Source organism: uncultured Dokdonia sp., assembly GCF_947492535.1.
Lineage (GTDB): Bacteria > Bacteroidota > Bacteroidia > Flavobacteriales > Flavobacteriaceae > Dokdonia.
In genome coordinates, this window is sequence record NZ_CANLNH010000001.1 from 298707 (window position 1) to 311246 (window position 12540).

The window sequence follows — 12540 nt, forward strand, 5'->3', positions numbered from 1 at the left end:
TTAACAATTTATTTCTTCGTACTCCTCAATTTACCCATCTCTTCTGCAATAGCTTTACTCCCAGGATCACTACTTTTATGTAACTGATCTACCACGGCTGTATGATTTTTATCGTCTCTGTTTTGAGATAATTTGTATGCTGCCTCAACTGATGTTATAGCGATTTCAAAACCTATAATCCCATTCATTTGACGTAATGTTTTCTCAGAAAGTTCCTCCATACGAACAGGATTTTCTTGGGGAGACTCATATTTGTTCATGAGTGTTTTTACAGAATTCCATAATCCCTCTTTGTCTAATAGTGTAAAAGTACCTCTTACCTGTACTGCAATATAATTCCAAGTAGGGACTTCTTCAAAATCATACCAACTGCTAGAAACATAACTATGTGGGCCATTAAAAATGCATAAGGCATCAGCGCCATCTTCTATATGTTTGCATTGGTCATTTGCTTTTGAAATGTGTGCGTGTAAAATTTCTGTGCCATCTTCTTTTTGTGCATATTCTAAAGGAATATGCGTCGCTAAAGAAACCCCCTCTTTATTGGTAATCAAAATTCCAAAACTGTTTTCTTTTAAGAAAGCTCTGATTTGTTCTGGGTTTTCATTTTTATAAATTTCAGGTATGTACATAGTATGCCCACGAAAGTGGGTATCTTTTAATTCAATACTTCTTTTAATTTCTCAACAAGCATATACACATCTTCATAGCTTGTGTATAAGGGTGCTGGTGCCACACGAATTACATCAGGTTCGCGCCAATCTGAAATCACGCCAGCTTTCGTCAGTTGATCATGCAAACTACGATCTGCATTTTTTACTTGAATAGAGAGTTGGCAACCACGTTGCTCAGGATCTCTAGGAGTAATTACTGAAATACGATCATGATTAAGATCGTCTACTAAAAACTCTAAGTATCCTGTAAGATGAATAGATTTTGCTCGTATGTTTTTCATTCCCGCTTCCGCGAAAATATCCAAAGAAGCTTTTACCGCTGCCATTGATAAAATAGGTGGGTTGGATAATTGCCATCCCTCAGCAGAAGGAATAGGGTCAAAACCATGACGCATATTAAATCGAGTATCCTTATTGTGTCCCCACCATCCTGAAAAACGGTTGAGTTTTGTATTCCTATGATGACGCTCATGTACAAAACAACCTCCTAAACTTCCGGGACCACTATTCAGGTATTTATAAGAACACCATACGGCAAAGTCAGGTCCGTTTTTATGTAAGTCGGGCATAATATTACCTACGCCATGCGCTAAGTCAAATCCTACTTTACTTCCATTGCGATGTCCTAATTCTGTAATTTTTTGAATCGGGTAACATTGTCCAGAATAGTAATTTGTATTTCCTATTAAGAAGAGTGCAATACTATCTCCATGTTCTTTTACAATAGCTTCTAAATCTTCATAACGACATAATTCTTCTCCTTCTCTAGGTTGCCATAAAATAAGGCTTTCGGAAGGGTCAAATCCATGATGCTTAATCTGGCTCTCAACCGCATACCTATCTGATGGAAAGGCATCACTTTCAATAATGATTTTATGACGTGTTGCAGTAGGTCTATAAAAAGAGACCATCATGAGGTGCAAATTTGTAGTCAATGTATTCATAATAACTACTTCACTAGGAAGTGCCCCTACAATATCTGCCATTTGATTTGCAAGAAACTCATGATAGGGCATCCAAGGGTTTTCGGCTTCAAAATGTCCTTCTACACCTAGGTTTGCCCAGTCATTCAATTCCTGCTCCAGATACGTTGCAACCGATTTGGGTTGGCATCCTAAACTATTTCCGCACATGTAAATAAGCGGATTGTCGTCTTTGTCTATTGGGAGGTGAAAACGATCTCTAAAATGAGAAAGCGGGTCTTTTACGTCTTGTTCTTTCGCGAAAGCGAGTGTATTTTGATACGTAGTTTTTGATATGGTCATTAGATACAATTAATGACTATAAAAATACGCATTATAGTGTGATGTAAAAAGGAATTTACGTAAACGTTTTCGTAATTAGCGGTATGATTTAGGTGTGTTATAGCATAGGATTTAGTAGTTTTAGAACCATGAATTCTCTGTTGTTAATACTTTCGCGAAAGCGGTATTTTGCCCCAGTATGGGTGTTTGCTTCCATCAATATCATGGTGGGAACATGGGTGCTGTATATTCCAAGGGTAAAGGAAAAATTGATGATAGATGATGGCGATATTGGGATTGCTTTATTTTGTTATGCTATTGGAGGGCTTTTTGCAGTTACTTTTTCATCAAAGCTTATCGATGCTATAGGAGTGGGAAAGGCCACTTTGTATGGTATTGTAGTTTTTGCGGTACTTTTTTTATTTCCTATTATAGCTCCGTCACTGGTTTTATTGTGTGTTAGTCTATTTCTGGCAGGAATGAGTAGCGCTTTTACTGATATAGCGATGAACGCTCTTGTGTCTGAATTAGAAAAAGGAGATGATGTTCATTTTATGAGTGCGGCGCATGCTTTTTTTAGTTTAGGAGGTGTTTTAGGTGCGGGAATAGGAAGTCTTGTGATTGGGTCTGTAACTGTTCCTTTTATTCATATAGTTGTTGTTACACTTGTGCTCATAGTAACCAATCTTTTACTATCTAAAAACTTTATAGCTATTGCAAACAAGCCCATTGAAAAGGAACATACAGGGTTTTCATTAAAATTACTAAAACCCATTTTTGCGTTAACTATTATATCTTTTATTGTGATGGGTAGTGAAGGGTCATTAGAGCAGTGGAGTAAGTTATATCTTGAAGATGTTGTAGGTGTATCTCTAGAATGGCTGGCTGGTTTTGGGTTTGTTATTTTTAGTGCAGCCATGACACTAGGTAGGTTTTTTGGCGATGAGATTAGTTCACGTATCGGTTCGTATCGCATTATTATATATGGATTGCTTATCGCAATTGCGGGATATATCGCTATTTTATCCCGATCGCAAGGTTTGAGTTTAGTTGGATTTGGTCTCGTTGGGATTGGCTTTTCTGTCATTATTCCAGAATTATTTCGAGTGGCAGGAAAAGCAAAAGGAGTTACCTCTTCTCAAGGGATTTCTATCGTTGCGGGAATGGGTTTTGTAGGATTTATGGCGGGGCCTGCTATTATGGGTTCTTTGGCAGATGCCTTTTCTTTATGGGCAAGCTATTTGGCATTGGGAATTTCAAGTGGTGTTGCACTTATCGCTGCCATTCTATTATTTCTTAAAAGACGATAAACTCCATTTTAAAAAGGTTACTTCGTGGGGTATAATATGTCTCGTTACTATCTTAATACTTCCTATCTTTGCACCTTATGACAAAAGAAGCCATACAATCACGTGTAGATTTAGGAGAATTACTTCCACTTATGGAAGAGTTTTATACGATTCAAGGAGAAGGATATCACAAAGGGACTGCCGCGTATTTTATACGTATAGGAGGTTGTGATGTGGGATGTCATTGGTGTGATGTAAAAGAGAGTTGGGATGCCGCAATTCACCCACCTACCGAGGCAGTGACGATTGCAGATAATGCGGCAAAATATAGTGATACCATTGTAGTGACAGGAGGAGAGCCTTTGATGTGGGATATGAAACCACTTACAACCTTATTGAAAGAGAGAGGGCTCCAAGTGCATATAGAAACTTCAGGGGCTTATGACCTTTCTGGAGATTGGGATTGGATTTGCCTTTCTCCAAAGAAGCGAATGTTACCGAAATATGAGGTGTCTCAAAAAGCACATGAGCTTAAAGTTATTGTATATAACAAAAGTGACTTTGCATTTGCCGAAGAACAAGCAGCTAAAGTGTCTGCAGCGTGTATTTTATATCTACAACCAGAATGGTCTGTGAGGGATAAGATGGTACCACTTATTGTAGATTATGTGATGGCACATCCAAAATGGAAAATTTCTTTGCAAACTCATAAGTATTTGAATATTCCTTAATGGAATTGTATACGCTTTCGCGAAAGCGGAAACAGCAACAGTATTAAATAGATGACAACTATTATATGAACGTACATTTTATAGCTATAGGAGGTGCAGCAATGCACAATCTAGCCTTAGCATTACATCATAAAGGATATCAAGTTACAGGAAGTGATGATACCATTTTTGATCCTTCAAAATCTCGTTTGGAGAAATATGGGTTATTGCCAGAAACTTTTGGATGGTTTCCGGAAAAGATCACCAATGATTTGGATGCTGTTATTTTAGGAATGCATGCTAAAGAAGATAATCCGGAATTACATAAAGCGCAAGCATTAGGGCTTACTGTGTATTCGTATCCTGAGTATTTATACGAGCAATCAAAAAATAAAACACGTGTTGTGATAGGGGGATCTCATGGGAAGACAACCATTACTTCTATGATTTTACATGTGATGCATTATTGGGAGAAGGATGTAGACTATATGGTGGGTGCGCAACTGGAAGGTTTTGAAACCATGGTACATCTTACCGAAGAGAATGATTTTATTGTTTTAGAAGGTGATGAGTATTTGAGTAGTCCTATAGATAGACGTCCTAAATTTCATTTATACAAACCCAATATTGCCTTATTGAGTGGCATTGCTTGGGATCATATTAATGTATTTCCCACATTTGAAAATTATGTAGAACAGTTTCAACTATTTGTCAATAGTATGACGAATGGGGGAGCCATGGTATACAACACAGAAGATGCTGAAGTGGTAAAGGTGGTTGAGAATGCAACAGCACATATTAAGAAATATCCGTATGAAACTCCAGTATATGAAGTGGAGGATGGAGAAACTTTATTAGATACACCCGAAGGGTCAATGCCTATTGAAATATTTGGAAAACATAATCTTAATAATTTAGCTGGCGCGAAATGGATTTGTCAGCATATGGGTGTGGTAGAAGAAGATTTTTATGAAGCTATTGCAACGTTTAAAGGAGCATCCAAACGTTTAGAGAAAATTGCAGAGAGTACTACCAATGTTGCCTATAAAGATTTTGCACATAGTCCATCCAAAGTAAGCGCTACGACCAAAGCGGTAAAAGAACAGTATGAGAATCGTACGTTAGTGGCTTGTTTAGAATTACATACGTATAGTAGTTTGAATGCTGAATTCTTATCAGAGTATCAAGGTGCTTTAGATGCAGCTGATGTAGCTGTAGTTTTTTATTCTCCACATGCGGTTGAAATTAAAAAACTAGAAAAAGTAACTGAGCAACAAATCGCCGATGCCTTTCAAAGGGAAGATTTAATTATTTATACAGATCCAGCTCAATTTAAAGATTTCTTATTTCAACAAGAATTTAAAAACACCGCTTTGTTATTAATGAGTAGTGGGAATTATGGTGGATTGGATTTTGAAGAGGTGAAGGAGATTATATAGTGTTTATTTAATGAAGTACGTTTTATATCTAGTTTTATGTATCCTTCCGATAACAGCACATTGTCAGGATAGTTACTTATTTGATAAGGTCTTAGAATATGAGGTTAAAGAACCTTCAGAATCTGTCGATAAGGATATGGAAACGCGATTTTATTTTATAAATACAAAAGATAATTCTTATGTAGCTATAGTGATAGAAAGAGCAGACGGGACGTATACACTTGTTTTTAGAGATGATAAAAAAAGAAAATAGCTGAACTTGTCGTTGATGAAAATGCAATATTTAGAATGAATAAATTATCTCTTAAAAAGAGATTTTTAAAAGATAATAGATATAGAAATCTTGTAGATGTAAACGATTATACAATCGCTATTAGTAAAAAAGATTCTTTAACTGAAGAATATACATACACATACAAACGAGGTAATTGGCAGAATCGGTATAAAACAAAAAAACATATCATTATCGTAAATGAAAGTGTGGATTATTTTATGCCAGGTGTGGGTTTCGGAAATTATTATTCACTACTCACTTGGAAAGAAAAATTCCCTACAGGATTAGTTCAAAAATCTTTCACTGAAAAACTTGATGGGCGTATTATTTCTTACTGTACTCTTTTCAAAATATTTGATAGTGATAAGGTTTTTGTTTTTAAGTAGTAGATATAATCTGTTATCTAAAAGTTTAAATTGACTTTTAGACAACAGATTACAATACAATTTTTAGAATTTATTTTAATTTTTTGAATATTCTAAAAATTAAGACTATCAAAAATATTAGTAATAAAAAATTAATTACCTGAAAAATCAATAGAGGGAGATCAAAAGAATCTACTACTAGTGGTTTTTTTGGTGCATTACTTATAGTTTCTTGTAATATCATGTTAAAAATCATAATGTTTTAATTTTCAATTTGAAATATAGAGATAGGATTTCCTGTATTTATATCAATATGTAATTCTATAATTATGGTATCTGTATAAATAGCACCAATAGATTCGATAAATAAGTTGAAGTTTCGACTTCCAAAAACAGTGATAATAGCTTCGTTACCTACAACAGAGTGCTCTATCGAAGCTTGTTCCCAGCTAAGTCCAAGTGTTATTCCACTTAATTCTGAAGTTACTTCTACTAAATTATAATCTTGGTTTTCAGTTGGATTATTTAAAATTTGATTTACAAATAAATCTAAATTTGTCAAACCCCAATCAACTCTAAAAGTTGTTATTCTGTTATTTCCTTGATCAATAGTTGGTATTGTTAAATCTGTTTCAAAGGTGTTTAAAAAATCGGTAAATTCATCGATAGTATTAAAATGAATTGAATTATTAGAGTCAATACTTTCATCAAATGTATATGAGTCTCCATTACCTAATAGGTTATTAAGTGCTATTGCTAATATCTCTCTAGGAGTGAATGGTATAATATCTCCAAAAGGACCTGTCATACCTCCGCCTGCAATACACATACCATTACCTATATCAATACCTTCTCCAGGAGGGAGACTATCACATGGAACTACTTCTTCTGTTGGTTCATCAGGATCAACTTGGGAATCAGCACCCCCACCTCCTTCACCAGTAGTATCAGTATTAGATGTTTCATCTTGATTAGCACCACCGTCGCCAGCGCAATTAGAAATTACAGATACTGGAGTACATACGGTAGAAGTACCGTCAATTACTGTACAATTATCACCAGCAGGATGAGTTGTTCCACCATAACTACAAGTATCTACTGTAACACAATTTTCTGTAACTGTTGTGCCACAAAAGCTTCTTGAAGTTCTTTGATTTTTATTAAGAAAACTACCACTATCAACATCCAGTAATTCTATACTTGTTTTATCATCTAAATTTAACGCTGTTCCACTATTAATGGCATCAAGTTCATCTTGAGTTATGTCGTAAGTAACTAGATATGACTCGTAACTCCCATCAGCTTTTAAACTGAATGTTAGATTTTGTAATGGTAGTGGATCTTCTTTATCTACAATAAATGTATAACTATGATAGTTATTAGCTTCTATATAAAGTACTTGATCTTCTATTACTGGTATTTCTATTTCTTCTGATGATTTCGTTTTTTACTTTTCATAAAACGAGAAACATTTTTAATCAAATCTTTATTTGTTGTATATTCTTCAAGATTTAATCTTTTAGAATTGATACTGAAATTAGATTCTTCAATTGGTGTAACTGAATTTGTTGTTATGTCATCATCTTTTTGACATCTTACAAAAAGTGTTACTGTCATAATAACTAGTAATATCCTTGTAATCCAAAATCCTGTTTTTGTGTTCATTTATTTATGGTTTTAAAATTAATATTCTCAACAATGGTTAGGGGGTGTTTGAATATTATGTTTTGTTCAAATATGTGTTTTATACATTATTTTACATAGTCATATTGAGTGAAGTTGCCACATGAATGAGTAAACAACTCAATGGCATGACAACCTATCTCAATAATCATATATGATTATTAATTTTCCTTTAGATACATGTGCGAGTATTGAATATAATACCAATACATACAGGTATACCTGCTGCTAATAATTTAGGGGTGGATTATTTGAGTGTTCTTGAAATAATTGTTAGTTAGACAATTTAGACAATCACCTCATATAGACAGTTTTAAAAGTATATAATAATTACTTGTAATTTATGAAAAAGTATAAAAAAGTGATGTCAAATTTTCTTAATCATATGATAATTAATACATTAAATATAATTTGTTTTTAGTAATCATAAGTTTGTTATGAGGATTAGATGAGTAAGTCTGTATCTGTACTAAGTAGATTAGGTTCAAGTTTTTGTTAAAAATAACTTTCCATGGAAATCTATTCCTTATCCATCATTCTTTATATGTATTTCTTATAATAATAATGCATCAGATTTTCAAAGTGAAAAAGAAATTGAATAAGCGAAGGAGATTACAGTAGTATACTGTAACATTCCTTTAATAATGCCTACCTATTAGTATGGGTAGATTCTATATGCATAAACCACTAAGTATTTATGATTTTTCTAAAAGAAGAGCAATCATAAGCATACTATTAGCATTAGGGTCGACACTTATTTTTTACTTTTTTCAGCAGTATTTCTTTTCATTGTATCGATCAGCAATGTTATCTTTTCAATTTAATGCAAATTATCTTTTATCAGATGATGCTATATCTCTATTTGCATTTGTTTTTGCAGGAAATGCTGTAATTGTAGGGAATTCAGTAGGCATTTCTTTTTATATTTCAGGTGTATCTAAATCTGTACGACAGCGATCTAGAAGACGAAATATTTTAAATAATCAATCTTTTCTTTTAGGTAATTACCTATACTTATTTATAAAGCTAGCTTTATAAATAGGCTTTATGCAATTTATGATGTTAAAGTATGGTTTTTTAGGTGAAAGTTGGGTTTTGTATATATTATTGTTTAGTGTGTTATTTCTTGAGAGTGTCAAAGAATTAAGAAGGTCTTTTAAAGGATATACTTTAAAAATAGTATTCTTCCATTTCACATTAGTTTTTGCCTTGATATTTATGTGTTCTTTCCTTAAGAAATCAAATTATAATAGATTAAACGAAGTTTATAATAATTCAGATCCTTACGTAAATGTCCCTGTAACATCCTATCAAATACAATCATATGATGATCCTATAATATCTCCATACAATGGGTATTTGAAACTATTTGTAAAAGTGCTATCTGATTCCAGTAATAATCTTAAGTATAGGTTGTACGATAATGAGTTAACGATACATGATTTGGTAGAGACACCGTATTCAGAAGAGTATAATTATTATGGAAGGAAATATAGGAACAACCCAATACTTACCATACATGCCGATAGAATGTTGTCTTATGCTAAACTTAAGGAATTAGAGAGTAAAGCGATTATAAGAGGAATAAGTAAATTAAATTATGTGGTTCATTCTACTATTAATGATCAGCCATATGTGTACACAAAATATATATACCCTACAAAAGCGTTGTATGCGAATATTGAGAAATCTAAACCGCCTTCACCATTAGGAATTTTCTTTTTTGAAGATTATCTAAAGAGTAAGAAAGAGCAAATTGTAAATCTTGAAACTTTTATACTAAATGAGAAAGTAGATGAGCAGAAAGTATATACTTATTTTCAAGAATCGGTATCTGATAGTGTATTTTTTAAATTCAAAATAAGTAAAGAGATAACACTTCAACACTATCTTGATTTTATGATTTCTTACAAGCAAAGTGTGTATGATTTAAGAGATGAGCAAAAACGTATGAATCACGCGTTAAATGAGTATATTTTAAAAGTAGAAGATAAGTATCCATTTTTGTTTATAGAAGAAGTGGAGTAGCTGTAAAGTATACTAAATATTTGATTAACTCGTTTTTAGCATAAACATACTAGCTATGAAAAAATATTTCTTTACCATTAGTCTTTTCTGTATTGTTTGTATATCCTGTAATAATGACAATAATGATACTTCTGTATCTCAAGAAGGAGTAGGTGTAGAAGTAGAAGATGCAGGGTTTTATAACTTAAGAGTTGGAAATAGTTGGACGTATGAATATTTTAGAAGGGATGAGTTTGGTAATCCTTCTAGTGAATTTAGTACAACAGGTATTATTGAAGAGCAGGAGATTATAGCTTCTCAAGAAATTAATGGAGAACAAATTTTTACATTTCAAGTAACGGTTTCTGGAGTTGAAGAAAGTTCAAGTAATTTCCCTGCAGAAGATGTAGCTACATTTCAAGTAAAAGATTCATTAGGTTATTTAGTTCGTTTAAATGAAGGTATTATTTTCTCCAGTGAAAATGAACAAGAATACTTAAGAAATGATGATCTTTTTGAAGGAGTTTTTGGAGTTTTACTAAATACTCAAGAGGCTGTTGAAGTTCCTGTTGGAAATTTTGAATGTGCCGTTAATGAAGTGTATGCAATGTTAACTCAAGAGGGAGATTTATCTCTAGGACGTGACGAGTATTTATATGCTGAAGGAATAGGAGAGGTGTTATACAGAATTTCATTTGTGTTTACAGAATTACATGTTTTTGAACAACGACTCATAGATTTTAGCTTTCAAGAGCAATAGTGTCTTTACTTCCTAAATAGCTTTTGAACTTAATTCAAATGTTTGTAAAATAAGCCATAACGGAAAGTTTTTAAATATTTGAAAACAACCACCCCGTATTAAGAGAGTGTTTAAGAATTGATAAGAAGCAAAACAGTAGATCTAGGTTTTTTATTCGTTGTTTGGCATTCGGAGTTCCAACCTCATCATACATCAAACTGCCTCAAATGATGATCTAGATGTTTATAGAAGAATCTGTAACGGAAAGATTTTCTATTTTTTGTGCTTCGCATGTTACAAAAAAATAGAAAACAACCGCCCCGTTTTAAGAGAGTGTCTAAGAATTGATAAGAAACAAAACAGTAGATCTAGGTTTTTTATTCGTCGTTCGGCATTCGTAGTTCTAACCTCATCACATACCAAACTGTCTCAAATGATGATCTAGATGTTTATAGAAGAATCTGTAACGGAAAGATTTTCTATTTTTTGTGCTTCGCATGTTACAAAAAATAGAAAACAACCACCCCGTTTTAAGAGAATGTTTAAGAATTGATAAGAAGCAAAACAGTAGATTTAGGTTTTTTATTCGTCGTTCGGCATTCGTAGTTCCAACCTCATCATACACCAAACTGTCTCAAATGATGATCTAGATGTTTATAGAAGAATCTGTAACGGAAAGATTTTCTATTTTTTGTGCTTCGCATATTACAAAAAATAGAAAACAACCACCCCGTTTTAAGAGAATGTTTAAGAATTGATAAGAAGCAAAACAGTAGATCTAGGTTTTTTATTCGTCGTTCGGCATTCAGAGTTCCAACCTCATCATACACCAAACTGTCTCAAATGATGATCTAGATGTTTATACTCTAACTGACCCCATTGTTCGGGAGTGAAGTTGCCAAACATTGGATGCGGTTGCCATTCAGTTTGCTCTTTTTTAGCATGAAAAGCATCGATCATTGATGCTAATGCTTCGCGTTCTTTTGCGAATTCTCTTTGATCAGTAATCTTTGCAGGCTTAGCTGTAGGAAGCCCTTGTCTCCATGGTTTGTCATTATATAAAGACTTTTTAAATAAAAAACCAATAAGATTCCATTTGTGTTTTCTGGGTTTACTACTCAACGCAATTTTTAAAGGAAACTGACAGTGTGTAACCATTTGGCTTACGTTCATTTTACCCCATGTAGGTGTGCTTTCTTCATGCAATGCCTCAACGCGAGACTTAATTTCTGTATAGGCAGCAGGGTCAAATAGGGATTTCATAAACTATTATTTTTGATAAATTAAGTATTTATTTCTAGGAAATCTTCATTCTAAAATTACTGTAAATAATTCTGATTATAAAAAACGAAGCATTTTAAACTAACAATCTTTATTTTAGCAATGTCAGAAAAATAAGTTTTAATATGTCAGAAAAACAAACTTCGTTCTCGATCAAGAATTGGTCGGAGGATGATAGACCGCGTGAAAAATTAGTAAATAAAGGTAGATTAGCACTCTCAGATGCAGAACTTATAGCCATTCTTATAGGCTCTGGAAATCGAGAAGAAAGTGCTGTAGGATTGAGTAAACGTATTCTCGCTTCGTCTTCAAATAATCTCTCAGAACTCGGCAAAAAATCGATTAAAGATCTCAAAAAATTTAAGGGAATTGGTGAGGCCAAAGCAGTCACTATTGCTGCAGCGCTAGAATTAGGAAGACGGCGAAATGATAGTAGTACGCTTTCGCGAAAGCGTATAACCTCATCTTCTTCCGTTTTTGAAGTATTGCAACCTATTATTGGAGATTTATCTCATGAAGAGTTTTGGGTCGTATATCTCAATAACTCCAACCGAATTTTAGAAAAACAACAATTAAGCAAAGGCGGGATTACAGGTACGCTAGTTGATGTGCGATTGGTACTTAAAATGGCATTAGAGTTAAATGCTGTCGGAATTATTTTAGCACACAATCACCCTTCAGGAACACTGAAGCCTAGTAAATCAGATATTCAGCTTACTCAAAAATTAAAGGTAGCTTCAGCGAGTCTAGATGTAAAAGTATTAGATCATATCATTGTAACCGAAAAGGCGTATTTTAGCTTTGCCGATGATGGCTTGCTCTAATTTCTTTTTTA

General features: G+C 33.5%; 14 protein-coding genes. 9 read left to right on the top strand and 5 right to left on the bottom strand.

The features are described from left to right. Positions 1 to 8: 8 nt before the first annotated feature. The gene (locus Q1A60_RS01335; RefSeq protein ID WP_299763201.1) at positions 9 to 632 is read right to left on the bottom strand and encodes an FMN-binding negative transcriptional regulator; all 624 of its coding nucleotides are present in this window, start codon (positions 630 to 632) and stop codon (positions 9 to 11) included. A gap of 26 nt (positions 633 to 658) precedes the next feature. Continuing rightward, entirely contained in the window at positions 659 to 1939 is a 1281-nt protein-coding gene (gene kynU, locus Q1A60_RS01340; protein WP_299763203.1) for a kynureninase, read from the bottom strand. Between the two features lie 128 nt (positions 1940 to 2067). Between kynU and Q1A60_RS01345 the strand changes: the two genes are divergently transcribed. The 5 genes from Q1A60_RS01345 to Q1A60_RS01365 all read left to right on the top strand — a co-directional run bounded on the left by Q1A60_RS01345 (position 2068) and on the right by Q1A60_RS01365 (position 6016). Continuing rightward, complete coding sequence (locus Q1A60_RS01345) at positions 2068 to 3228, top strand: MFS transporter (RefSeq protein WP_299763205.1); 1161 nt, start codon at positions 2068 to 2070, stop codon at positions 3226 to 3228. A gap of 77 nt (positions 3229 to 3305) precedes the next feature. Continuing rightward, a complete protein-coding gene (locus tag Q1A60_RS01350; RefSeq protein ID WP_299763207.1) occupies positions 3306 to 3938 on the top strand; it encodes a 7-carboxy-7-deazaguanine synthase QueE in 633 nt (210 codons plus the stop codon). Positions 3939 to 4003: 65 nt separating this feature from the next. Beyond that, positions 4004 to 5356, top strand: coding sequence for a Mur ligase family protein (locus tag Q1A60_RS01355; protein WP_299763209.1), 1353 nt, complete (start codon positions 4004 to 4006; stop codon positions 5354 to 5356). 10 nt (positions 5357 to 5366) lie between these two features. Beyond that, positions 5367 to 5609 carry a hypothetical protein gene (locus tag Q1A60_RS01360; protein ID WP_299763210.1) on the top strand — a complete coding sequence of 81 codons (243 nt, stop codon included), beginning with the start codon at positions 5367 to 5369 and terminating at the stop codon, positions 5607 to 5609. Positions 5610 to 5644: 35 nt separating this feature from the next. Then, positions 5645 to 6016 (top strand): hypothetical protein, encoded by a 372-nt coding sequence (locus Q1A60_RS01365; RefSeq protein WP_299763212.1) that lies wholly within the window; start codon positions 5645 to 5647, stop codon positions 6014 to 6016. A 241-nt stretch (positions 6017 to 6257) separates the two neighbouring features. Here the strand turns inward: Q1A60_RS01365 and Q1A60_RS01370 are convergent, their stop codons facing one another. Continuing rightward, the gene (locus Q1A60_RS01370; protein ID WP_299763214.1) at positions 6258 to 6824 is read right to left on the bottom strand and encodes a hypothetical protein; all 567 of its coding nucleotides are present in this window, start codon (positions 6822 to 6824) and stop codon (positions 6258 to 6260) included. 593 nt (positions 6825 to 7417) lie between these two features. Next, positions 7418 to 7660 (bottom strand): hypothetical protein, encoded by a 243-nt coding sequence (locus Q1A60_RS01375; protein ID WP_299763216.1) that lies wholly within the window; start codon positions 7658 to 7660, stop codon positions 7418 to 7420. A 678-nt stretch (positions 7661 to 8338) separates the two neighbouring features. Between Q1A60_RS01375 and Q1A60_RS01380 the strand changes: the two genes are divergently transcribed. The 3 genes from Q1A60_RS01380 to Q1A60_RS01390 all read left to right on the top strand — a co-directional run bounded on the left by Q1A60_RS01380 (position 8339) and on the right by Q1A60_RS01390 (position 10445). Continuing rightward, a complete protein-coding gene (locus Q1A60_RS01380) occupies positions 8339 to 8716 on the top strand; it encodes a hypothetical protein (protein WP_299763218.1) in 378 nt (125 codons plus the stop codon). Positions 8717 to 8896: 180 nt separating this feature from the next. Next, positions 8897 to 9706, top strand: coding sequence for a hypothetical protein (locus Q1A60_RS01385; RefSeq protein ID WP_300006999.1), 810 nt, complete (start codon positions 8897 to 8899; stop codon positions 9704 to 9706). Between the two features lie 55 nt (positions 9707 to 9761). Continuing rightward, positions 9762 to 10445, top strand: a complete 684-nt coding sequence (locus Q1A60_RS01390) for a hypothetical protein (RefSeq protein WP_299763222.1) — start codon at positions 9762 to 9764, stop codon at positions 10443 to 10445. A gap of 801 nt (positions 10446 to 11246) precedes the next feature. On the opposite strand, the gene Q1A60_RS01395 is transcribed toward Q1A60_RS01390, so the two are convergent. Further along, entirely contained in the window at positions 11247 to 11687 is a 441-nt protein-coding gene (locus Q1A60_RS01395) for a DUF1569 domain-containing protein (protein ID WP_299763224.1), read from the bottom strand. Between the two features lie 143 nt (positions 11688 to 11830). Here Q1A60_RS01395 and radC point away from each other — a divergent pair, with 143 nt between their 5' ends. Beyond that, positions 11831 to 12529 carry a DNA repair protein RadC gene (gene radC, locus Q1A60_RS01400; RefSeq protein ID WP_299763226.1) on the top strand — a complete coding sequence of 233 codons (699 nt, stop codon included), beginning with the start codon at positions 11831 to 11833 and terminating at the stop codon, positions 12527 to 12529. The last annotated feature ends 11 nt before the right edge of the window (positions 12530 to 12540 follow it).